This is a genomic window from Paenibacillus ihbetae, from assembly GCF_002741055.1.
Classification (GTDB): Bacteria; Bacillota; Bacilli; order Paenibacillales; family Paenibacillaceae; genus Paenibacillus_AQ; species Paenibacillus_AQ ihbetae.
Genome location: NZ_CP016809.1, coordinates 4,690,910 through 4,712,352, shown reverse-complemented (window position 1 = coordinate 4,712,352; position 21,443 = coordinate 4,690,910). Strand labels below are relative to the sequence as shown.

General features: G+C 54.6%; 25 protein-coding genes. 12 read left to right on the top strand and 13 right to left on the bottom strand.

The window, feature by feature from the left end; all coding sequences use genetic code 11:
- Window positions 1-137: 137 nt before the first annotated feature.
- From BBD41_RS21185 to BBD41_RS21175, 3 genes are all read left to right on the top strand, one after another.
- On the top strand, window positions 138-464 hold the full coding sequence (locus BBD41_RS21185; RefSeq protein ID WP_007127397.1) for a YtrH family sporulation protein: 327 nt from the start codon (window positions 138-140) through the stop codon (window positions 462-464).
- Window positions 465-467: 3 nt separating this feature from the next.
- Window positions 468-971, top strand: coding sequence for a sporulation membrane protein YtrI (locus BBD41_RS21180; protein WP_077567754.1), 504 nt, complete (start codon window positions 468-470; stop codon window positions 969-971).
- A 79-nt stretch (window positions 972-1,050) separates the two neighbouring features.
- On the top strand, window positions 1,051-1,362 hold the full coding sequence (locus BBD41_RS21175) for a YtpI family protein (protein WP_077567755.1): 312 nt from the start codon (window positions 1,051-1,053) through the stop codon (window positions 1,360-1,362).
- 232 nt (window positions 1,363-1,594) lie between these two features.
- Here BBD41_RS21175 and BBD41_RS21170 read toward each other — a convergent pair whose 3' ends face one another.
- From BBD41_RS21170 to BBD41_RS21155, 4 genes are all read right to left on the bottom strand, one after another.
- Entirely contained in the window at window positions 1,595-2,929 is a 1,335-nt protein-coding gene (locus BBD41_RS21170) for a DRTGG domain-containing protein (protein ID WP_099478645.1), read from the bottom strand.
- 442 nt (window positions 2,930-3,371) lie between these two features.
- Entirely contained in the window at window positions 3,372-3,659 is a 288-nt protein-coding gene (locus BBD41_RS21165; protein ID WP_007127393.1) for a hypothetical protein, read from the bottom strand.
- A 115-nt stretch (window positions 3,660-3,774) separates the two neighbouring features.
- A complete protein-coding gene (locus tag BBD41_RS21160; RefSeq protein ID WP_077567757.1) occupies window positions 3,775-4,122 on the bottom strand; it encodes a YlbF/YmcA family competence regulator in 348 nt (115 codons plus the stop codon).
- 73 nt (window positions 4,123-4,195) lie between these two features.
- Entirely contained in the window at window positions 4,196-5,362 is a 1,167-nt protein-coding gene (locus tag BBD41_RS21155; RefSeq protein ID WP_099478644.1) for a DUF445 domain-containing protein, read from the bottom strand.
- 137 nt (window positions 5,363-5,499) lie between these two features.
- On the opposite strand from BBD41_RS21155, the gene BBD41_RS21150 reads away from it, so the two are divergent.
- The 6 genes from BBD41_RS21150 to BBD41_RS21125 are packed head-to-tail and all read left to right on the top strand — an operon-like array spanning window position 5,500 to window position 12,195.
- Window positions 5,500-6,888, top strand: coding sequence for a YheC/YheD family endospore coat-associated protein (locus tag BBD41_RS21150; RefSeq protein ID WP_099478643.1), 1,389 nt, complete (start codon window positions 5,500-5,502; stop codon window positions 6,886-6,888).
- A 12-nt stretch (window positions 6,889-6,900) separates the two neighbouring features.
- Window positions 6,901-8,037, top strand: coding sequence for a YheC/YheD family endospore coat-associated protein (locus BBD41_RS21145; protein ID WP_099478642.1), 1,137 nt, complete (start codon window positions 6,901-6,903; stop codon window positions 8,035-8,037).
- Window positions 8,034-9,407, top strand: coding sequence for a YheC/YheD family endospore coat-associated protein (locus tag BBD41_RS21140; protein WP_077567761.1), 1,374 nt, complete (start codon window positions 8,034-8,036; stop codon window positions 9,405-9,407). Before BBD41_RS21145 ends, BBD41_RS21140 begins: the two co-directional genes overlap by 4 nt.
- The gene (locus tag BBD41_RS21135) at window positions 9,404-10,516 is read left to right on the top strand and encodes a YheC/YheD family endospore coat-associated protein (RefSeq protein WP_077567762.1); all 1,113 of its coding nucleotides are present in this window, start codon (window positions 9,404-9,406) and stop codon (window positions 10,514-10,516) included. The genes BBD41_RS21140 and BBD41_RS21135 overlap by 4 nt, the downstream gene beginning before the upstream one ends.
- A gap of 47 nt (window positions 10,517-10,563) precedes the next feature.
- Window positions 10,564-11,055, top strand: coding sequence for a GNAT family N-acetyltransferase (locus BBD41_RS21130; RefSeq protein WP_099478641.1), 492 nt, complete (start codon window positions 10,564-10,566; stop codon window positions 11,053-11,055).
- Window positions 11,056-11,079: 24 nt separating this feature from the next.
- Window positions 11,080-12,195 carry a YheC/YheD family endospore coat-associated protein gene (locus BBD41_RS21125; protein ID WP_099478640.1) on the top strand — a complete coding sequence of 372 codons (1,116 nt, stop codon included), beginning with the start codon at window positions 11,080-11,082 and terminating at the stop codon, window positions 12,193-12,195.
- A 103-nt stretch (window positions 12,196-12,298) separates the two neighbouring features.
- Here BBD41_RS21125 and BBD41_RS21120 read toward each other — a convergent pair whose 3' ends face one another.
- A complete protein-coding gene (locus BBD41_RS21120; RefSeq protein WP_099478639.1) occupies window positions 12,299-12,985 on the bottom strand; it encodes an HAD family hydrolase in 687 nt (228 codons plus the stop codon).
- Window positions 12,986-13,144: 159 nt separating this feature from the next.
- Between BBD41_RS21120 and BBD41_RS21115 the strand changes: the two genes are divergently transcribed.
- Window positions 13,145-13,432, top strand: a complete 288-nt coding sequence (locus BBD41_RS21115; RefSeq protein WP_237086850.1) for a hypothetical protein — start codon at window positions 13,145-13,147, stop codon at window positions 13,430-13,432.
- Between the two features lie 44 nt (window positions 13,433-13,476).
- Here the strand turns inward: BBD41_RS21115 and BBD41_RS21110 are convergent, their stop codons facing one another.
- Window positions 13,477-13,686 (bottom strand): DUF5957 family protein, encoded by a 210-nt coding sequence (locus tag BBD41_RS21110; RefSeq protein ID WP_099478638.1) that lies wholly within the window; start codon window positions 13,684-13,686, stop codon window positions 13,477-13,479.
- Window positions 13,683-14,090 carry a DUF6220 domain-containing protein gene (locus BBD41_RS21105; protein WP_237086848.1) on the bottom strand — a complete coding sequence of 136 codons (408 nt, stop codon included), beginning with the start codon at window positions 14,088-14,090 and terminating at the stop codon, window positions 13,683-13,685. The genes BBD41_RS21110 and BBD41_RS21105 overlap by 4 nt, the downstream gene beginning before the upstream one ends.
- Window positions 14,091-14,271: 181 nt before the next feature.
- Between BBD41_RS21105 and BBD41_RS21100 the strand changes: the two genes are divergently transcribed.
- On the top strand, window positions 14,272-14,958 hold the full coding sequence (locus tag BBD41_RS21100) for a response regulator (RefSeq protein WP_099478637.1): 687 nt from the start codon (window positions 14,272-14,274) through the stop codon (window positions 14,956-14,958).
- Window positions 14,955-16,319: a sensor histidine kinase gene (locus tag BBD41_RS21095; protein WP_099478636.1), complete on the top strand. Its 1,365-nt coding sequence runs from the start codon at window positions 14,955-14,957 to the stop codon at window positions 16,317-16,319. Before BBD41_RS21100 ends, BBD41_RS21095 begins: the two co-directional genes overlap by 4 nt.
- Window positions 16,320-16,472: 153 nt before the next feature.
- Here BBD41_RS21095 and BBD41_RS21090 read toward each other — a convergent pair whose 3' ends face one another.
- From BBD41_RS21090 to yfkAB, 6 genes are all read right to left on the bottom strand, one after another.
- Window positions 16,473-17,042 carry a manganese catalase family protein gene (locus tag BBD41_RS21090; protein WP_077567769.1) on the bottom strand — a complete coding sequence of 190 codons (570 nt, stop codon included), beginning with the start codon at window positions 17,040-17,042 and terminating at the stop codon, window positions 16,473-16,475.
- Between the two features lie 97 nt (window positions 17,043-17,139).
- Window positions 17,140-17,415, bottom strand: coding sequence for a spore coat protein CotJB (locus BBD41_RS21085; protein WP_077567770.1), 276 nt, complete (start codon window positions 17,413-17,415; stop codon window positions 17,140-17,142).
- 6 nt (window positions 17,416-17,421) lie between these two features.
- A complete protein-coding gene (locus BBD41_RS21080) occupies window positions 17,422-17,643 on the bottom strand; it encodes a spore coat associated protein CotJA (protein WP_077567771.1) in 222 nt (73 codons plus the stop codon).
- 154 nt (window positions 17,644-17,797) lie between these two features.
- Window positions 17,798-18,829, bottom strand: a complete 1,032-nt coding sequence (ytvI, locus tag BBD41_RS21075) for a sporulation integral membrane protein YtvI (protein ID WP_077567772.1) — start codon at window positions 18,827-18,829, stop codon at window positions 17,798-17,800.
- Window positions 18,830-18,865: 36 nt separating this feature from the next.
- On the bottom strand, window positions 18,866-20,188 hold the full coding sequence (locus BBD41_RS21070) for a hemolysin family protein (RefSeq protein ID WP_099478635.1): 1,323 nt from the start codon (window positions 20,186-20,188) through the stop codon (window positions 18,866-18,868).
- A gap of 24 nt (window positions 20,189-20,212) precedes the next feature.
- Window positions 20,213-21,352 (bottom strand): radical SAM/CxCxxxxC motif protein YfkAB, encoded by a 1,140-nt coding sequence (gene yfkAB, locus BBD41_RS21065; protein ID WP_099478634.1) that lies wholly within the window; start codon window positions 21,350-21,352, stop codon window positions 20,213-20,215.
- Between the last annotated feature and the right edge of the window lie 91 nt (window positions 21,353-21,443).

The window sequence follows — 21,443 nt, the reverse complement described above, 5'->3', positions numbered from 1 at the left end:
CATGTTTATTAAAAAAAGTCCTTATATCATTTTATCATAATCCCACAAGGCCCGCCCATATAATGAAACTAGAGCGCCTGCGGACAGGCAGTCGCAAGTCAGGCAGCACCGCCATGAGAAGAAAGGGGATAGCGAGTATGGGCGTGTTTTTATCCAAGGCGATTCTTGACTTTTTCATAGCCTTCGGCATCGTGCTGGGAGGAGCCATGGTAGGAGGCATAGGTGCCGTCCTGTCCCTACAGCCCCCGACCCATACGATGATGGAGATCGCCGACCGGATCAAAATATGGGCGTTGGCCGCGGCCATCGGGGGCACCATCGATCCGATGCGGGTTATTGAGAGCAACATGCTCGGAGGCAATCTTTCGCCTGCGATCAAGCAGATTCTATATCTTTGCTTTGCATTTCTCGGAGCACATATGGGCAGCGAGCTGGTCAAATGGGTGTGCTCGAACAAGGGTTAGCCTATGCGAGTGCCTCCTCCCCACCGATTCCGCCCTTTCTATCAGGCCGCTTCCATCTTCGTGCTGGGGATGATCGTCGGCAGCATCGTCTACAACTCCCTGTATCATGCAGCCTACAATAAGCTGTGGGAGACGAATCTGGCCCAGCAGCTTCAGATCACCCAATACGAGGATGACATCGCGACGTTAAAAAAGTACAACAAGCAGACCACCGTCGTTCGGGAAATTAAAATCCGAAGCGAAGAGAATATCAGCGCGCCGCTCGATCCCCTCATTTCGAAAGAGATCGTCAAGCTGATGTCAGAGGATCTCGCGGTGCTTCGCGGACGCAGCGTCTTCGATATCGACACGGACAGCAAGCTTACCCGCTCCCTGCTCAATGACAAGATTTACACCGTCAGGGAGAAGGACTACAAGGTTCAGATCCGAACGATGCTCGTCGTGGATGGCGTGCTTCAGATCTGGTTTACCGTCACCCCCGTGGATGCAAAGTCGACCGGATCATGATACAATATCGTTACCAAGATTGAATCGGATCGACATGCTGCTTCCAGGCGGACATGTTGTGAACCAAAGGAGCTTTTCCATGATAACCGTAATCCGTTATGCCTTGTTCATCATCCTGGTGCTGTCCGTTATCGCCGCCGCGCTGTACAGCATCCGGGCCCGGCGCGTTGCCGATCCGGCCGACCGCGGCTTCCATATGGCCATGATGAATCTGTATATGGGCATTATGCTCGTCTCGCTGTCGCTCGTGTGCATGTTTCTGTTCAGGGGATCGACGCCTGCCGTCATCGTCGAAGCGGCATTTATGGTGCTCGGCGCCTTTAATCTTTTTGCCGGTATTCGAAGCCGGTCCTATTACAGCAGATTGAAGAAAGCACGCGCCGAAGGCTGATGGCCGGAGTGGCCCGGCAAATTTCAATGCAGCCCGGGCATAGAGTTCATCTAGGGCCTGCCTGTACAGCAATAAGGGCATCCGCAAGGTTGATATAACCTGTGAGATGCCCTTTTTGCTGCTTCCGATCTTCCGAATGTTCCGTTTCTGTACGCAGCCGGATTATTAGCCTTTCCTGCCCCGCGATCCTATAGCTTTCTTATCCGTGCTTTCCTATCCATGATCCAATATCCTATCCGTGATCGATCGCCTGCATCGTCATGACCGCCTTGGCAATCGTGCTGGACTGGTGCTGGATTTCAACCTCCATCTTGCACGTTTTGCGGCTGATCTCCAGCAGCTTCGGCATAATCAGAATCGGATCCTCGATCTGGACCGGCCGGAGGAAATACGTGGACAGATGATCCAGGACGTAATCCCAGCCGCTGATATCTTTAGCTGCCTTGACGGCAGCCTGGCTCATTACCGTCGTCAACACCCCTTGCGAAATCGTACCCAAGTCCGTCGCCATCTGGGGCGTAATGAAACCGTGGAAGAACAGACGTCCTTCCTCGTCCCGGTCCTCCGCAATGCCGTTCCAGATCAGCTGATCGAACGTCTCGCCAAGCTGGGGCTGGTTGCGCGCATCACGGAGCGCGCCGAGCACCTCCTTGCGGGTGACCGTGGCGATCAGCTTGCGGTTTTTGTCCACGATCGGCAGAAAATCGATGCCTTCCCACATCATGATCTGCGCTGCCGATGCAAGCGATGTTTTCATGCCCGCGGTTACCGGATTCCGCGTCATTGCCTTCTCAATCGGATGCGTGTCCGCCATGCCTTCGACGTCCCGAACGCCCACGATGCCGATGACCCGGTTCCACTCATCCGTAACCGGAAAGCGGTTTTGGCCCGTTTCCTGCGTGATCCGTTTAAACTCCTGCACGGTCACCGAGTTTTTCAGCTGATGGTTTCTCGGCTTCTCCAGGGCGATGTCTTCAACCAGCATGATTTTTTTCTTGATTAACCGGTCGAAAATGGCGCGATTGATCATTGAGGCAACGGTAAACGTATCATGCCGGGAGGAAATAATCGGCAGGTCCAGCTGATCGGCGAGCTGCTTGACCTCACGGCTCGTTCCGAACCCGCCGGTAATCAGCACCCCTGCCCCCTGCTCCAGTGCAAGGGAGTGTGCATCCTCCCGGTTGCCGACAATCATCAGGCTCCCGGCATCGATATACCGGATCATCGCCTCTACCTTCATGGCGCCGATCACGTATTTATGCAGACTTTTGTTCAGGCCCTCTGCGCCGCCGAGGACGTGCCCTTCCACGATTTCCACCACATCGGCGAAGGTCAGCTGTTCGGAAATGTTCCGGGGCTTGCGCTCGACGCGCACGGTGCCGATTCTCTCCTTCGTGACCACGATCCCAAGGCTTTCCGCCTCTTTCACCGCCCGATAGGCGGTCCCTTCGCTCACGCCCATCTCTTTGGCCAGCCGCCGAACGGAAATTTTACTTCCGATCTTCAGGCTTTCAATATGTTGAACCAGCTGCTCATGCTTGGTAATCGTATCATCACGTGTGTTCAACTGTTATACCCCCTAGTCCCTACCTGTACCATACTGTATCTATTATATCACGGGAGCAGCCCAAACATAACTAGGTGGAATTAACCTGTCGCAAGGCTTGCCGCGCGATTTCCGGCCCAGGTTTTCATGCAGCCGGGAACGATGCCCTCCATTTTTTCGCGGCATTCCGAACCGGGACGGCCTCCTTGTCAATGCAGAGGGGGACGTTAACAAGACGACAGCCTCGTTGCGTGTGTGGCGTTTTGACATGTTCGCATGTGTTGAGGATACATATCATCTCGGCGAACGCTTCGCAATACACAAAAAAACTCCCCCGCTAAAGTTAAGCATGCAAAATGCATCGCAAACCGTGCTGGGGAGTTTTTCCATATTTTGTACAATGGCCGTCTTCGGCAGCCCTCAAAGACCGGTAAGTCCTCGCCAGCCTGCCCGCGGCTGCAGCTTAATTCGCTTCCTGGCCCTTTTGCTCCTCCGGCCATTTCAGCTCCCACTGCCGCATCTTTTCCTTGCGGATCTCGTCGAGCGCCTTCTGCTTCGCTTCATCTACCCCGATCAGATAATACAAATGCGAGGCGATGACAAGCAGGGCGAACCCGGCCCAAACCGCGCCGAACAGAGATACCCATGAGAACCCTCCGGAGAACGAAATGCTGGGAAGGGCGTATACAAGCATGCCGAGTGCTATCAGCAGGTACGCCGTGTGCTTGAATTTGTTTCTCTTCTTTTTCATGGACGATTCGCAGCTCCTCTACTCTTGAAATCTATATTTCTACTCTATGAGGAGAAGCTGCGAATTATGAGACAAGTTTTCCGTTTTTTTCGGGGATTCGCAAAAATAGATCGGCTCAGGCTTGACCCGGTGCGTACAAATGCGCCAGGCTGTCCGAAATGATCTTGTTAACATCCTCGATGATGATGCTCAGGCGCCGCTCCGCATCGAAAAGGCGGCGGATGTTCAGATTCAAGCTCAGCACCTCGAACGACTTCTCCATCTTCTCCATTTCCTCCTGTGACGGCATATCACCGGACATCATGCGCTGCTGAATCTCCATCTGCCGCTGGCGGAAATCATCCAGCATCCGCTTGCTGTCAGGGTCGGCCTCGACCAGCTTCATCGCTGCCGTAATCTCCTGGACCTCCTGGCTTTCCTTCATCGCTTTTGCCAGATCATGCGCTTTATCATAAATATTCATGTTCGATTCCCTCCAAATATATATGGCGGTTATTCACCGCCCTAAGATTTCGCATTGCTTACTTGCCGATTCCTTACCTCCAGAGCATCGTCAGCAGCGATTGAAACAACCCGATGAACCCGCCAAGGAGGACCCCCAGCCAAGTGATGGCCCGGAATTCCCGCCCGGATACGCTGAGTATGACCTGCTCCAGCCGTTCGACGGGAAATTTCTGCACCTGCTCTTGAACGAGCTGCGGCAGATTCACCGCCTTCATCGCGACCGGTATGCTCCGTTCGAGCAAGCGGAGAACTTTATCCAACAAGCCCGGCAGCACTGCTTCAATCGCCGGCATTTGCGGGCCGATGATCGCAGCCACGCGCAGCTGCCCCAGTCGCTCGAGCCATTCGGACCAAGGCAGGCTTTCATCCAGTCTTCGGCTGATCAAAGCTAAGCCGGGCTCGCCTGCTGCCTGTTCGATCAGCTCGCCAAGCGGCATTTCACCGTATTCCGCCAGCTTCCTTGCGATCATGTCCGCCACCGCTCCGCGGACCTGCTCGCTCTCCAGCTGTTGAATGAGCATGGGCGTTAGCTTCTGAACCATCTTCTCCTCATCCACGAAGATCGCCGCCATGGTGCCGAGGAACCCGCCGGCTTTATCCATTAAGGTTGATGCCATTTTTGTCAGCATGCGCTGGCCTTCGGCTGACATCAGCGTGCTCCCGAGCTCCTTCAGCACGATATCCGCCGCCTTCTCGCCCCAGCCTTCCAATGTTTCCTGCGACCAGCCGGGAATCAGCGCCTTGAGCGGCTTCTCATGCAGCCTGTACTCCTGCCAGATCGCAGCCGCTCCCCTGGCCGTCAGTCGGCGCGCTGCCTCCTCCGCCCGAAGCTTGAGCCGCTCCCATTCCTCGGCGCTCCATACCTTCAGCGCCAATTCCTGAATGCTGTCCTCCGAGCCGCTCCATTCCTGAAGCTTACGGTTGATCGCCCCCTCAACCTTGCCGCGGAACGCCGGCTTGCGGATAAATTCCTGCAAGCCTTCGCTGGTCACGAGATAATCCGAGACCACATATCCTAGCGATTCGGCGATTTCCTCCTTCCGCTTCGGAATCAGTCCCGGGGTGAAGGGCAGGCGGCGGCCCAGGAAGGTGACCTCTTTGCGCGGGTGGAACAGCATTTTGATCGCAAAGTGGTTCGTGATGCCGCCGACGAAAGCAGCGACCCCCACATTCACCAAAATAAACAGCCAGTTCGGCATTTCCTACACTCCTTTTTCACGAGCAGTACAATCACCAAGGGATATATGTCCTCATATGATGCATTACATGCAACGATCAGATGAAGTCTTCGTCTGTTCACCTAGACATCCAGTTGTTTGTCGGAAGGAGATCCAAGATGTCCAAATCGAAATCCATGTCCCGCAAAAGAACCACGATATCGCTGATCCATTCAGCCGGGCTGCCGGAGAACGATATCAAGCTGGGGGACCGGCTTATTAGACAGCTCCGAATTCCAACAGATGCACCGATACAGCTTGCTTTCGGCTCCTTCAAGCAGGAAATACGCGTCAGTCCGGGAGGAAAATCCAAATCGCTTCGCCTGAACCCATCGTTATTCAGCAAATCCGGACTTCTTCCAAGCTCCTTCATGAGTGTCAAGTACTTCCCCACGGAAAGAATCCTGAGACTCGGTCCGCTTATCGGCGTCATGGTCAGCCGCTATCAGCCGGATGATCCCGCCAAGCCGTTCGGATCGATCTCTTCCTTCTGCCTGGAGATGGTAAACGCCTGCAAAAAGCTGGGCGCTTATGTGTACTTTTTCACCCCTGACATGATCGGTACCAACCCTTCCACGCTCGAAGCCATTTCTTATCATGAAGGCTGGAAAAAGGTAACCGTTCCGGCTCCTGACGTCATCAATAACCGGCTGTCTACCCGCAAACTGGAGAACAGTCCTAGCGTACAGCATTTTATGAGAGAAGTAAAATCGCGATTCGGGACCCATATCTTCAATGAAAAGTTTCTGGATAAATCGGATGTCTTCGAGGCGCTTGGACCTGATCCGAAGCTGCAAAAATATTTGCCTGAATCCTATTTGCTTAACGGCTACTCCACGCTCAAAAAAATGTGCGGCGCTTATCACACTGTCTTCCTCAAACCGGTTCGGGGAAGCCTTGGCAAAGGAATTATTCGGATCACGCGCTTAGGGAACGGTACCTATCAGACGATGACCACCTCCCTTGACGGGATCAGTAAGCACTCCTACCCCTCGCTCTCCAAGCTGTTCGGCAGCTTATCCGGGAAAATTAAAAAAACGCGTTACCAGATCCAGCAGGGGCTGGATTTGATCCGAATCAATCGCCGCAACGTCGATTTCCGGGCACTCGTCCACAAAAACAAAAACGGGAAATGGGCGGTCACTTCCGTCGTCGCACGCATAGCGGGCGGCAATCATTTTGTCTCCAACCTGGCGCGGGGCGGCACTTTATCCCCCGTTAAGGATGCCCTCGCGATGAGCGGCATTCCACAATCATTGAAGCAGACCGCACCGGCGAGGATGAACCAGGCGGCGCTTGACATCGCCAACGGATTAGAGTCGGCGCTCTCCTATCACTTCGGAGAGCTGGGCATCGATCTGGCGATCGATACGAAAGGGCATATTTGGCTGCTGGAGGTCAATTCCAAGCCATCCAAAAGCGAGAACGCTCCGTTGAGCGCCACTTCCAAGGTAAGGCCATCGGCCGTCCGCCTTGTTCAATACTGTCAATATTTGATGGGCTTTTAAAAGGAGAAACCTATGTCTTCTAGCATAAACGGCACCATCGGTGTCATGGCATGCCGCAGACCGGGCTCGCCTCCCTTTGCCGAGAAGCACTATTTACGGGAACTCAGCTTGGCAGCGGAGAAGCTCGGAATGAAGGTATTTGTTTTTTGTCCGGATGAGGACGCAGGCCTTCCTGCCGCCGGCAACCGGGCAGCCAGCATCAAGGGATATCGTTTCGATCCGGGCGACGGCTGGATCAGCGGGAGCTTCCCGCTGCCTGACGTCATTTATGACCGCTGCCTGCACGGCAGCCCCCATGAATCGGCAGCCGCCGGCGAATGGATCAGCCGCTTGTCGCAGCAGGGATCCAAGCTATGGTCGCGCGGATTGCCGGGCAAGGCGAAGGTGCATCAGCTGCTCAAGCGATCCCCGCTGCTGAGACCTCACTTGCCGGCAACGATACGTTATGCCGGAGCCGATTCACTAAGCAGGGCGCTGCTTGCGCTGAACGGCAGCATCTTCATGAAGCCCAGTGGAGGCTCCCATGGGCGCCATTCAATATATATCTCCTTGAAAGATAACCATACCGCCTTGCTGCAAGGAAGAGATCGAAGCAATACGATATTCCGGCAGGCCGTTCCGGTACAGGAGCTGAACAACTGGGTCAGAAGCTTTACCGGAAGGCGCAGGTTTATCATACAGCCTTACCTGCGGCTTCATAACCAAGACGGGAACCCCTATGACGTCCGTTCACTCGTACAGAAAAATGACCGGGGCATCTGGTCCATAACGGGCATTGCGGTTCGCCAAGGCGCCGAGCAAGGTATGACCTCCAACCTTCACGGAGGCGGCACAGCCTATCCGGCCCTTCCTTATTTAATATCCGAATTCGGGGAAGAGAAGGCGCTGGCGATTATGGACACCATCCGGAAATTGTCCGCCCGGATTCCGCCTCTTCTTGAAGAAGGCTTCGGCCGGCTTGGGGAGCTCGGGATCGATTTCGGGGTGGATACCCGGGGGAGGGTGTGGATCCTTGAGGCTAATTCCAAGCCGGGCCGGCGCGCATTCGTGCTGACAGGAGATTCCAAGGCTGCACGGCTGTCCGTCGAACATCCGGTTCAATATGCCCGTTATTTATTGCTTCGACAACTTAGGAGGGTAAATACATGAGTTTGAATTTCGGTAATATTCATTTCTCGCAGCAGCCCGAAAAAGTCGTCTTTTTGTCCGGTTCCTTAATGAAAAGCTTGGGGCTCTCGAGCAGGAAAACGATCAGGCTCCGCATCGGCACCGATTCGGTGAACGCCGTGGTGAAGCCGATTGACCGATCGGGAAAGCATATTTATGTGAGTGCCGGCACGCGAAACCATCTCCATGTCCCCAGATCCGGGCCGGTCTATATCCATTCCCCGCGCGACGGCGAAGTCGAGCTCGGTCCGGTGGTCGGCGTGCTGTCCGACGGACCTCACAATCCTTCCAGTCCCTTCGGCGCCCGCACCTCGTATATCCGGCAGCTTCTGCGGGAGGGCAACAAGAAGGTGTTCGTATATGCGTTCACGCCGCGGGACATCAATTGGCAGCGAAATACCGTGCAGGGCTATATGCTGGGCACGGGCGGCGGCTTTGTCCGTAAGACGGTGCCGCTGCCGGATGTAGTCTATAACCGGCTTCCAAGCCGAAAAACCGACTTCTCGCCCTTTACCAATCAATTAAGAGATCGGTTCCTCAAGCGGAATATCAAATTCTTCAATTGGTGCTTCTTTAATAAATCCGATATCTATTCAAAGCTGGACGGCGACGTGCAGGCCGGCAAATATTTGCCGGAAACCTATAACAATCCGAGCCCGGAGCGGATCAAGGATATGATGGAGCGCCATCATTTCGTTTACTACAAGCCGTCCGCCGGCAGCCTGGGCCTCGGCATTTACCGGTTAACCTATCTCCCGAAAAAGGGATATTACGCTCGGTACCACGGCAACGGCGGCAATACGCTGCTCAAGTTTCCGAGCTTCGGCAGCCTGATGCGGATGCTTCAATCCAAGCACGGATCCAAGCTGAAGAGCTACGTGATCCAGCAGGGAATCCGGCTGATCGAAATCGACGGCTGCCCGATCGACTTCCGCTTTCATATGCACAAAAATGGCAGAAACCGCTGGACCCCTGTCGGGATTGGAGCCAAAAAAGCGGGAAGGGGCAGCGTGACAACGCATATCAAAAACGGCGGCTCCCTGCTGACCCCGGAGCAAGCGCTCTCCCGCGCCTTCGGTTCAAGAGCGAATGAAGTGCTTGAACGGGCCAAGGAAGCATCGATTGCCATGTCGGAGGCTATCGAAAACCACCACGCTCATCTTCTGGGTGAAATCGGATTTGACATCGGGATTGACGACAGCGGGAAAATATGGATGTTTGAAGCGAATTCCAAGCCGGGCAGATCGATCTTCAATCATCCTGCGCTCAAGGGAGAAGGCAGAGCGTCGGTTGATCATGTGATGGAGTACAGCACGTATCTGGCCGGATTTCACAGGGGGAATGACTCGTGACCAGTCGACTTGAAGGAGATGGGAAACCGGTCGTAGCGATATTGACCATGCATGATCCGCAGAGCAACCTGTTCAGGGGCAACCGTCAGAACTTTCAAGAAATCATCAAGACCGGCAAAGACATGGGCTTTCTGGTCTATGTCGTAACCGTGCGTGATCTTAAGCTCCAGTCCCCGACAGTTAGAGGCTATATGTTCAACAGCGGTGATCAATCCTGGGAGCAGAAGCTGTGTCCTCTGCCCCAGGTCATCTATAACCGGATTCCCAACCGCGATGATGAGGCTCTTCCATGGGTACGGCGAAAAATCAAGGAGATCCAGAAGCATCCGCGGATCGACATCTACAACCCGTACTTCTTCAATAAGTGGCGGCTGTTCTCATGGCTGAACAAATCGCGCCTGACCAAGCAGTGGACGCCGCTCACCAAGCGTCTCAAAGGATTCCCCACGCTGCATGAGATGATCCGGAGAAAGCCCTATCTGTACCTGAAGCCGGAGGACGGTAAAGCCGGGCAAGGCATCATGAGCATACGGTTCCAGAAAAACCGCCCGCTCCCTTACCGCATCCAGATTCAGAACCACAAGAACAGCACGACCTACAAAGCGGCCTCCATCGAGCGGCTGTGGAACCGGATCTATCAAGAAACGAAGGGAAGCTCGTATCTGATCCAGCAGGGCATTGAGCTTGCACAGGTGCACGGCCGGGCATTTGATCTGCGCATTCTCGTCCAGAAGACGGATTCCGGCAATTGGGCCGTAACCGGAATCGGCGCCCGCATGGCCGGGGCCAAGAGCATTACCACGCACGTTCCGCGCGGGGGAACGATCGAGGACCCCGAGAAGCTGCTGCCGCTTGTATTCGGCCAGGATCAGGCCGAAACGATTCTGGGCGAAGTCCGAAAAGCCGCCCTGCATATCGCTAGGCAAATCGAGAAATGCTCCGGCTATGCGCACGGCGAAATGTCCATGGATCTGGGCATCGACAGCGACGGCATCCTTTGGTTCTTCGAAGCCAACTCAAGACCGATGAAGTTTGATGAGCCTGCCATTCGCAAAAAATCGCTGGAGCGGATATTCCAGTACTCCAGCTATCTGATCAATCAACGATAGGTCCGGTCCGCCGGACCAATCGGCGATTCCACGAAAGGAGGGATCATGTGGAAATCACGCAGCTCTCACTCTCGCATCCGGATGAATGGCCGTATGTCCGGCAGCAGTGCCGGGACTTTTTCCGGCGTTACGGCAGCAAGCGACTGACCCTCGACGGCGTCCAGCGCCTCGGCTCGCTGACCTATGAGCAATTGAAGGAGCCCGGCACCTCCATCATCGCTGCCACCGTTCGCGGCGATGTGGGCAGCATTCCGATCGGGATGTGCTATGCAGAGGATTACGGGGAAAGCGCATGCCTGATTGCCGTTCATCCGCTCTACCGAAGCAGAGGAATCGGTTCATCCCTGATCCGCTCTCAGCTGAGCCGGCTCGGGCGGCTTCGCTGCAAGGTGGCCGCCGACCATATCGCAAGCCTTAAAATATGCTTTCAGGCAGGTCTGCAAGCGACTGAAATCGAACTCGGCCCCACCGGCAAGCCTACGCTGGTTTTGAACGGAGTCATGGGCGCTCCCTCAAGCTCCTTTCGCTGTGATGTCTGAATCTATTCAAGAAGGTGAATTTTTGTGTCCAAACCTGTCTTAGGAATCATGACGCTTTACCTCGATGACCGAAAAAGACTGGAAGAGCGGCATATCTACGAGCATATGATCAAGGAAGGGAAAGCGCTCGGGCTCGATCTATTTGTGTTCACCCCCGCGGACGTCAATTCGGCGCAAGGCTTGATCAACGCGATGGAATATGATCCGGCATCCCGCAGGTGGAGCCGCAGATGGCGGCCGTTTCCGCATATGATCTTCGACCGGTGCCGCATTCAAAAAAGCGCCCGCTTCCAGCAGCTGCTGCGGTTCCGGGCGCGATACCGGCACCTGCTGTTCCTCAACCGGCCCCTCCGGAACAAATGGACGATTCATCAGATTTTATATACGAAAAAGCGTTTCCGCCCGCACTTGCCGGATACGCGGATCGTACAAAGTGTGAATGACGTCCACCGCATGCTGAAGGACCATGAGACGGTCTATTTTAAACCGATCAACGGCACCGGCGGACGCGGCATATTAAGAATTTCCCGCATTCCCGGTGTTCCCGGCACTTATGAAGTTCGTGGCCGCAACGCCAACCGCACCATCATCAAGCCGAAGCGGATGCCCTCAGGGTTCCTTGGCCAGTATTTGTCAGGCTGGGGCTTGAAGGACCGATACCTGGTTCAGGAGGGAATCCAGCTGGAGCTCCCGGACGGCCGGGTGCATGACTATCGGATGCTCGTTCAGAAAAACGGTTCCGGCCAGTGGGAAGTGACCGGCTGCGTCGGGCGCATCGGGCCGCCGAAGAGCGTAACCTCCAATCTGCACGGCGGCGGCCGTGCCGCCATGATGGAGGAGCTGCTGGAAAAGTGGATCTCGGATCCGGCCAAACGGCTCAAGGTCCGGGAGGATGCCGGCCAGCTGGGCGTCGACATCGCGCAATTCCTGGACGGTCAGTACGGGGGGCTGTGCGAGATCGCCCTCGATTTGGCGGTCGATAAATCGGGCAGAGTCCTTCTGATCGAGGTCAATCCGAAGCCTTCCCGGGAAGTGTTCTCACAGGTCGGAGATCTGGAAGCTTACCGCGTATCCATCGTGAGACCGCTTGAATACGCGCTGTATGTCTACAACCATAGGAAAGCGGCAAAGAATGCTTAGCCGGAAATCGTGCGGACATGAGCAATAGCAGCACGGCAAAAAGGCTGTTGTCCAAGGAGAGTCTCCTAGGACACAGCCTTTTTGATTCGATTCGTCGTCCGTCTTACTCCGCCTGATCGTGCAGCCGGAGCAGCTGGGAGAACGAATGGATGACAACATCCGCTCCCTTAAGCTCCTGATCCGCCCCGAATCCCGCATAGTGACAGCCGATGACCGTCTGTCCGTTCTCCTTGCCTGCCTCAACATCGGATGAACGGTCGCCGACCATCCAAGCTTGTCCGATGTCATGCTGATCCAGCAGCAGTCTTACAAGGTCGACCTTCGTCGATGTTTGATGCTCGCCCGCACTGTATATTCCTTCAAAAAGCGGCATGATTCCTCTTGCTTCGGCAATGCCCTTCACATAATGCTCCAGTCCGTTGCTCGCTACGAACAGACGGACACCGCGGCGGCGCAGCTCCTCCAGTGTTTCCTTAACACCGGGGTACAGAACGGCAGCCTCATTCTTCAAGCCTTCAAGCTCCAGCTGAAGCAGCAGCTCGTCCGCTCTCCGGTGAGCCTCAGGCGTACCATCCGGCAGGACCTTCTTCCAGATATCCGGAAGGAGCATCCCCAGGCAGCTAAGCATGAGCTCCTCATCCGGCGTCTCGCCTTCGTAATGGCCCTCTTCTCGCAAAATGTCAAACAGCTTGTGATAGGCGGGCAGCAAAAGCGTCTCCGTTTGAAACAGGGTTCCGTCCATGTCGAAAATCATCGCTTCCGGTTTGATCAACGTTGCGGTTTTTTCCAAGTCTGGTCCTTCCTTTCACTCCTATGATTTATCTCTGTCTTCCCCCATCATAAAGGAAGGCATTCTCAACTGCAAACGACATTTCTTGCACATGGCATAATTAACCCGTAACTTCCGAGGACTTGTTGTGGTTATAACCTATAGAGGAATAACGAAAGGATGAGGAAGATGTCCTTGCCGAACGAATCTTCCCAGACCCAGAACATTCATCGTCTGGAATCGGAGCTGCTGAAGGAGCTTAACCGCTACGAACAAGACGAACAGGCCGCCATCTTAAAGAAGATGATCAGCCGTTTGCGTAAAGAACGGTATGTCCGCAGTTCTTTGCAGGTTGTAGGCGAGATGGTTCGAACACCGTTCATCTGGCTCCTGATGTCTGCAGGAATCGCGCTCCCTCTGCTCGTGTATGCGTTGCTGGTGTGGGTGTCGCTTCTCGTAGAGGGATGACATCCCTTGGTTCGCGGATTCAAATCAATTCACTTCACTTTACTTTACTTCATTTCTTCCTGCCTTGGCTGCCAGACCATGACGGTGACTGCGCACAGAATCGACGAAATCACCGGCAGAAAGTCCAGCCCTCGAGGCAGGGGCATATCGCCTTCGCAGAGCAGGCGGCCTGCAATCGCAATCAGATGCTTCAATACAGCGCCTCCTGCAAACCCGCAAGCCAGGGCCGTAACCAGAAGCCGAAAGCTTCTCATGCCCCGGTCTCCTTCCCCCTCCGGAGGCCTCGACCGGCTGCGCGAGCTGTCTCCACCGCCAGCCAGAACATGGAGATCGCCAAGACAGGGTGCAATGCGCCTGCTGTCGGAACATTGGCCGTGACATACTGTGCGAAAACGAGCAATAGCAGCGCCAGCGAGCTCCATTTGTAACGGGCCGCCATGCTCCCCGCGAATGCGGCAACCAGCATCAGCAGCGGTACGATCTCAAAGATATGAACAAACATGACATGGCTTCTCCACATCGATCCGTCGCGAAACAGCGCCATCCCCGCAATCAGGGTTTGAACCACGATACAGGCCGCAAGCACCCAGGCCAATCCGAGGAACGCCCCTCTAAAGAAGGACACCCTTCCTTTTGAAATCCCTTTTTCCTTCATCATCCTGTTCCTTTCTCGATCATCAGTGCTTCATGCCACCATCCTATCACCGTCATGTTGTGAATCTGTGACGATCCGTTGCGGGTTGCGTGAAATTTTCCAATGACGGCTGGAAACCGTATATAATGGGGGGAAATCGAGGTCATGCACCTGCTTGGCCCAACATAGGAGGGGGAATTACGCAATGGCGCATACGCTGCTGCTCGTGGATGACGAACGTAAGGTTATCGAGTTTATGGAGCCCTTCCTCCGTCAGGAGGGATTTCGGATTATAACGGCGGCCTCGGGGAAAGAAGGGCTGGACAAAGCCAAGCAGTTTAAGCCGTCCCTGGTCATTCTGGACTGGATGCTGCCGGAAATGAGCGGAATCGAGGTATGCCGGGAGCTGCGAAAAACGAGCCGGGTCGGCATCATTATGGTGACCGCCCGGATCGAGGAAACGGATAAATTGATCGGGCTGGAGGTCGGCGCCGACGATTATGTGACAAAGCCGTTTTCTTTGCGGGAGCTTGCAGCCAGAATCCGATCGGTGCTGCGACGGATGGATCAGCAGGACATGGTGCATGAAGACAAGATGATACGGGGAGAGCTCACGATCTCGGAATCCTCATGCCGCGTGTGGAAGGGCGGCCGGGAGCTGCAATTGACGCCGACCGAGTTCAAAATATTGCTCACGCTCGCTGCAAGGCCGGAGGTCGTATACAGCAGGCTGCAGCTGCTGCAAGCGGCAGGCGAGGATGACATCTACAATGACGAGCGAACCGCGGATGCCCACATCAGCCGGATTCGTAAAAAAATCGAGGATGACCCGGCCGCCCCCGTCTATATCAAAACCGTATACGGATTCGGTTATCGGTTTGAGCAGCCATGAGTGCGGGACGTAAAATTTTCCTCGTGATCGCATCGTTCATCGTAGGGATGAGTGCGGTTTTCGTTCTGCTGACCTACATCGTGATCCGCGACTCTATGGACGTGATGCTGCATACTTCCCGCAAGGAGGAGCTCTCGGAAATATCGGAGAGTCTGACACGCTACTATACAGAGAACGGGAGGAGCTTCGAAGGCGCAGAGGCCGAGGTAAGCTTGCAGGAGCCCGGGCGGAACACCGATCACGAGGAAAGCATTCTGCTCGTATCCCCGGACCAAGCCTTATTGCTGCACCAAGGGACAGCTCCGCCCAAACTGATCCGGAACCTGGGCGTAATGCGGGAGCTTACGGCCGACGGGAAGCTCATCGGGCAGCTCTATTACTATGATACGGATATAGCCAATCTGACCAAGCTGCGGATTGGAACGCCGACCTCCATCGCGATTTTGCTGGGGGGCGGCGCGCTCTTGTTCGTGCTGCTGTCGCTCGGGGCGGCCTATTGGATATCCGGAAGGCTGACGGCGCCGCTTCGAGCGCTGATCCCGTTCATTGACCGCCTGGGGAAGGGCGAATACGGCATCCAGGCTCCGGTCGTCTCGAAGGATGAATACGGAAAGGTGGTGCTGGCCTTTAACGGCATGTCTGCCAAGCTGAAGCAAGCCGAAATTGTCCGCCGCAATCTGGCTGCGGATGTCGCCCACGAGCTTCGCACCCCGCTGACCATCGTCCGCGGCAAGCTTGATCTTCTGCAGCAATCCGGACAACCGATCGAGCCTACGGACCTGCTTCCGGTTCAGGACGAGCTGATTCGCCTGACCCGGCTGGTAGGTGATCTGCATCAGCTGTCCCTTGCAGAGGCAGGCAAGCTCCAGTTGGACGTGAAGTCTTGCGATATGACCAAGCTGCTGCAGCGGCTTATCGATCGGATCTCGCCCGAAACCGAGGACAAAGCTTTGATCGTACGGTTCACGAGCACAACGGCCCATACGACGGTTCCGGTCGATCCAAACCGGATCACGCAAGTATTTCTGAATCTTCTGATCAACGCGGTCCGGTACACGCCGGAAGGCGGGGACATCTCCGTTTCGCTTCATGAAGATGCCGACTCGAAGCGGCTTCGTATCGATATCCGGGATTCGGGCCCGGGGATCGACGAGCAGCATCTTCCCCATCTCTTTAACCGCTTTTACCGTACCGACCAAGCGCGTGCCCGTCATCAAGGCGGCATGGGGCTGGGGCTAGCCATCGCCAAGGAGCTGGTTGTTTCCCATGGAGGGGCGATCGAGGTGGAGAGCCGGATCGGACACGGGACGACATTCAAAGTCAGCTTGCCCTACCTCCACCCGGTCCGCCGGCCGGATTGATGCAAGGGTGATGCGGGAGGGCTTCCCGACCGTTGGCATCGTCTTAGGGATATGCAAGCGATACCCATGACAAAGACAGGCTGCACGAGAGCATCCTTGCCCTCCGGCCTGTCTTTTTCCTCCTGCTGGGATCTTGCATGCTCCCTTATGGGGTTAGAAGATTTTCTTCGTCGCCCGGTCCTCTTTGATGATCTCCACCGCTTCCCGGAAACGGATCGAATGGATAATTTCGCGTTCACGCAAAAACTTGAGACTGTCCTGCAAATCCACATCGTCTGTCATATCGATCAGCCACTGATATGTAGCGCGTGCTTTCTCTTCTGCCGCAATATCCTCATATAAATCGGCGATCGGATCCCCCTTGGCCTGAATATAGCTCGCGGTCCAGGGAACCCCGGCCGCATTCTCATAGAAGAGCGCATTATCATGATTCGCATAGTGTGCGCCGAGTCCCGCCGCCTCAAGCTCCTGCACGGTTGCGTCCTTCGTCAGCTTGAACACCATCGTGGCAATCATCTCCAGATGGGCAAATTCCTCCGTCCCGATATCATTGAGCACACCGATTACCTTATCCGGAATCGTGTAACGCTGATTGAGATAACGGAGCGCCGCGGCCAGCTCCCCGTCTGCTCCCCCGTACTGCTCGATCAGAAATTTCGCCATTCTTGGATCGCATTTACTTACCCGCACTGGATATTGAAGCTTCTTCTCATATACCCACATGGACTCATTTACGCCTCCTTCATTACTCCTCTCGATTCTGAGGGCTGCATGCGCTTAATCGTCGTATCACCGGCTGCAGCCCGTCGTTATAACCCTCCTACACCTGCCAAGGCCATGGCCCCTGAGCCCATTCGAACGGATATCTGGAGTAAGCACGGCCAAAATTCTGAAGCGGTCCGTACAGCTCCTGGAAATGCTTCGCGAGAACGGTGCGCTCCTGTGTCAGCTTATTGAACTGCTCAATGCTCTTAAGATCATCAGGATGGGTGTCTAGGAACAAGTTCAGCTCGACAAGGACAAAGTCCAATGCCTGCAGCTGTTCCAGCAATTCGTAGTACTTCGGATCTCCGGCCTGAGGTCTTCCATCAGTCACGGCCTTTCACTCTCCTTTAAATTTACGTGATGTGTACGGACTGTACAGTGCGGGCCACAGCGTTCCATGCCTTAACGCCTCGGCAGGACTGAACTGCGGCAGGCCCGGCGGTTGAAAGACAATAAATTGATTGACCGGCACGACATACGTTCTGTACAGTTTCGGGGGGCAGGGATCAAACGGGGAATGGAATACGGAATATACACGCTCCTCTGGATTTGCCTTCAAAGGGATACCTCCTTCTATTCACGGTTGCGATCTTTCTTCAAGGCTCTTCGTAATTAACATATGTCAATCGCCCAGAAAATGAACTTCTAAATGACAAAAAAACCCTTCCCGCGAAAAATAACCGCGAAAAGGGTTGTCTATTGGTGCAGCTGTGTCAAAACTTGATTTTAATTTGGAACAAGCCGGCCTTGCGCATAGCGGCGTAGATGATAATAACAAGCGGGCCGATAAAGAACCCGATCACGCCGACCAGCTTAAAGCCGACATACATGCTGATCAGCGCAGGCAGTGCGCCGATGCCCACCGCATCCCCGATCACCTTCGGCTCCAGTACCCGGCGAATGACCGTAATCAGAATGAACAGAAGGATGAGGCCGACTCCCGTGAAGATATCCCCCACGACAAGCTGGTAAATCGACCACGGCACCAGGACGGAGCCGACGCCCAAAATCGGCAGGATATCGACAATCGTAACCAGGAGCGCAATGGCGAGCGGGTAATTGATCCCCAGCACCAATAGTCCGAGCAATGTAATGACATAGGTGAACAGGCTGAGGATAAGCTGTGCCCTTAAAAATCCGAAAATGGATTTTTTCAAGCTGAGCAGCACTTCATTCACTTGGGACTGGGACGACTCGTCAAACAGGGACAGTACTTTTTCCCGCATCGTGTCCAGGCTGTAGGCGAACATATACACGGCGACAAAGAACACGATAGACGTGACAAACAGGTTCGGCAAAGATTTGGCGAAGGACAAAAAGGCCGAAGATACCGAGTTGACCAGTGACTGAACATAAGATGAAATATTCGACATAAACTGTGTCAGGCTGTCCGCAAGCCCTGGCGAAATGCCGTTTAACGCGTCCTGTGCTTGTATAATCGTATGCTGCAAAAACTCGTTCGCACTTTCAAAATATTGCGGTGCCCGGCTCCAATATTCAACGAGCTGGCTGAACACCTGCACCCCGATCAAATAGGCGAGCGCAAGCAGGAGCAGCAGAAACAGCGTGCTCGTCACTGTCACCGCAGCCAGGCGCTTGAAGCGAAGCCGCTTGATCAGAAGCCGGTTGAGCGGCTCCAGGGAGATCGCAATGACGATCGCCAGCAAAAACGGCGCTCCTACCGTAAACATACCGTACAACAACAAGAGCCCCAGCGCGATAAATATCAGCTGCTTAATCGACATAGTCCACTTCCTAATCCATAGAATCTAGCCGTGCTATCAGAGACTAACCTCCGGCTTCTGATGAATAATGACTCGGGTTACACGCAGACGGGTAGACTCCTCGACTTCAAACACAACGCCGTCAAACGTTGTCTTCCTCCCCACGACAGGATTGCCTTCCAGCGCGTTGAACAGCCAGCCGCCGATGGAATCGATGTTCTGCTCTTCAATTGAGAGCCCCGTCAAATCATTCACGTCCTCAATAAGCATGCGTCCATCTACGGAGATATAATGGTCATGCACTTCCACTTCCGGGCGCTCGTCTTCAAACTCATCATACAAGTCCCCGACGATCTCCTCCAGAATCTTCTCGGCAGTCAGAATCCCTGCGGTTCCTCCGTATTCATCCACGACAAGGGCCATCTGCTCGTGTCTGGCTTGCATTTGGCGCAGGACCTGGCTGATCTCCATCGACTCGGAAACATCCATAATCGGTCTGACCAACGCCGCAAGATTCCGCTGCTTGTCAGGCTCGGCCAGCAGAAGATCCGTAATATGAACGAATCCGATAATACGGTCCTTGTTGTCGGTCGCGACCGGATAGCGGGAATGCTTCGTTTCGGTTATAATCCGCAGATTCTCTTCGAGCGTGTAGTTCGTGAACAGACAGATCATGTCGGTTCTTGGCAGCATGATTTCACGGGCCTTCAGATCGGCGAAATCGAACAGGTTGTCCATCAGCTGCATCTCGTTCTGGTCGATAACGCCGCTCTTCGCGCTCTCGTTCATCAGGATGCGGATCTCTTCTTCCGAATGCGCGGCCTCCGCCTCGCTGGCAGGCTCGATGCCGACCAGCTTCAAAATGCGGTTCGCCGATGCATTAAGCACCCAGATCACAGGCAAAAAGATCCGGTAAAACCAGAGCAGCGGCGCCGACAGAATCAGCGCTGTGCCTTCGGTTTTCTGAATGGCCAGCGATTTCGGCGCAAGCTCCCCTAATACAATATGCAGGAACGTGATGATGCAGAAGCCGACCGCAACCGAGATCGTCGTGATGACTCGTTCATCCGTAAACCCCATGCTGTGCATGATCGGGGCGACAAGCAGCTCCGATATCGCAGGCTCTCCGATCCATCCGAGACCCAGCGAGGTGAGCGTGATCCCCAGCTGCGTAGCCGACAGATAGGCGTCCAGCTTCTGATTGACCTTCAGCGCAAAGCCGGCAAGCCTGTTCCCTTCGCTTACGAGCTGGGTTAGCCGCGACTGCCGCATTTTGACCAATGAAAACTCGGCAGCCACGAACACGCCGTTCAGCAGTACTAGCAGTAATACCAAGAGCAAATTCAAAATCAGTTTCCCGACCTCAAATCCCTCTGTCATGATGATACGCCTTCTTTCCGGATTCTAGTTAGTCTTTGCTTTTCTGGACTTGAAGTCGACACCCCGGTAATACATATCCGCCACCAGCAGGTTCGGCCCGCAGCAGCTTACCGCGTCGCAATGGCAGTTAACGGTCTGATTGAGCGGGTGTCCCGTCGACCATGCTTCAAAGATGTCATCAAGCCTCTGTCCTTTAATATTACCAAAAGCCGGAATATCAGCAAAATCGGTCACGTATACGTCACCTGAGAATAAATTCACGTTTACCCGGTTACGTCCGTCCGGATCGTTCCGAACCGTAACATTGCGCTCCGTGCGGAGACGGCGCAGCAGTGCCTGGTCATCCTCATCCGAGCTGCAGGCAAAGAACGGCAGCGTTCCGAACAGCATCCAAATGTCGGGATCACGCGCGTCCAGCAAGCCGTGAATCGCTGCCTTCGTATCGGCCAGCGACAAGACCGGCAGCGAGGAAGCAAAATTCGAAGCATACATCGGATGCACCTCATGCCGCTTGCAGCCCATCTCCTTGATCAGCTTATGAATTCCGCCCAGCTTCTTGTGGGTTCGATAGTTAATCATCGATTCCGCGGAAATGTACATGCCCGCTGCACTCAGCTTCTCCGCATTCAGCAGCATCGCATCGTACATCCGATACGCCGTTTCTTTGGAGACCGGCCGAGCGCTGTTCGCAAAACCGACCTCGTAGAAATCGTCTCCGCTTAAGTAGTTAAAGGAAATATGCATGACGTCCAAATAGGGCAGCATTTTCTCGTATCTGCTGATATCCAGCGTCAAATTGGAGTTGATCTGCGTCCGGATCCCCCGTTCCCTGGCATATTTAAGCAGCGGCACGATCACTTCGTCCACCGTTTTGCCAAGAAAAGCTGGTTCGCCGCCAGTCAGGCTGATCGTCTGCAGATGCTCCACCTCATCCAGCCGCTTTAACATCATATCGAGCGGCAGCATCGGCGCTTCCTTCATCACCAGCATATCCCCCACGGCACAGTGCTCGCAGCGCATATTGCATAGATGGGTTACGGTCATTTCCACGCTGGTCAGGACATGCTTGCCATGCTGGCGCAAGGAAGTGATGGGATCCCAAGGATCATAGCTCGGCGAAATCGGCCTTAGGGCCGGTGATGTTGGCTGTGCTGTATTACTCATGGTTTACTCACCTTATTTCTTTGAATTACCGGTTCAATCAGATACAACGTCTTTATGTACCCGGACGGCTGACAGTTCATGGTTCATTATA

Coding starts and splice junctions, on each gene's coding strand:
- BBD41_RS21180 (WP_077567754.1), top strand. CDS start 468: ATGCGAGTGCCTCCTCCCCACCGATTCCGCCCTTTCTATCAGGCCGCT.
- BBD41_RS21140 (WP_077567761.1), top strand. CDS start 8,034: ATGAGTTTGAATTTCGGTAATATTCATTTCTCGCAGCAGCCCGAAAAA.
- BBD41_RS21100 (WP_099478637.1), top strand. CDS start 14,272: ATGGCGCATACGCTGCTGCTCGTGGATGACGAACGTAAGGTTATCGAG.
- BBD41_RS21090 (WP_077567769.1), bottom strand. CDS start 17,042: ATGTGGGTATATGAGAAGAAGCTTCAATATCCAGTGCGGGTAAGTAAA.
- BBD41_RS21105 (WP_237086848.1), bottom strand. CDS start 14,090: ATGATGAAGGAAAAAGGGATTTCAAAAGGAAGGGTGTCCTTCTTTAGA.
- BBD41_RS21150 (WP_099478643.1), top strand. CDS start 5,500: ATGTCCAAATCGAAATCCATGTCCCGCAAAAGAACCACGATATCGCTG.
- BBD41_RS21110 (WP_099478638.1), bottom strand. CDS start 13,686: ATGAGAAGCTTTCGGCTTCTGGTTACGGCCCTGGCTTGCGGGTTTGCA.
- BBD41_RS21115 (WP_237086850.1), top strand. CDS start 13,145: ATGAGGAAGATGTCCTTGCCGAACGAATCTTCCCAGACCCAGAACATT.
- BBD41_RS21095 (WP_099478636.1), top strand. CDS start 14,955: ATGAGTGCGGGACGTAAAATTTTCCTCGTGATCGCATCGTTCATCGTA.
- BBD41_RS21165 (WP_007127393.1), bottom strand. CDS start 3,659: ATGAAAAAGAAGAGAAACAAATTCAAGCACACGGCGTACCTGCTGATA.
- BBD41_RS21185 (WP_007127397.1), top strand. CDS start 138: ATGGGCGTGTTTTTATCCAAGGCGATTCTTGACTTTTTCATAGCCTTC.
- yfkAB (WP_099478634.1), bottom strand. CDS start 21,352: ATGAGTAATACAGCACAGCCAACATCACCGGCCCTAAGGCCGATTTCG.
- BBD41_RS21175 (WP_077567755.1), top strand. CDS start 1,051: ATGATAACCGTAATCCGTTATGCCTTGTTCATCATCCTGGTGCTGTCC.
- BBD41_RS21155 (WP_099478644.1), bottom strand. CDS start 5,362: ATGCCGAACTGGCTGTTTATTTTGGTGAATGTGGGGGTCGCTGCTTTC.
- BBD41_RS21070 (WP_099478635.1), bottom strand. CDS start 20,188: ATGACAGAGGGATTTGAGGTCGGGAAACTGATTTTGAATTTGCTCTTG.
- ytvI (WP_077567772.1), bottom strand. CDS start 18,829: ATGTCGATTAAGCAGCTGATATTTATCGCGCTGGGGCTCTTGTTGTTG.
- BBD41_RS21160 (WP_077567757.1), bottom strand. CDS start 4,122: ATGAATATTTATGATAAAGCGCATGATCTGGCAAAAGCGATGAAGGAA.
- BBD41_RS21145 (WP_099478642.1), top strand. CDS start 6,901: ATGTCTTCTAGCATAAACGGCACCATCGGTGTCATGGCATGCCGCAGA.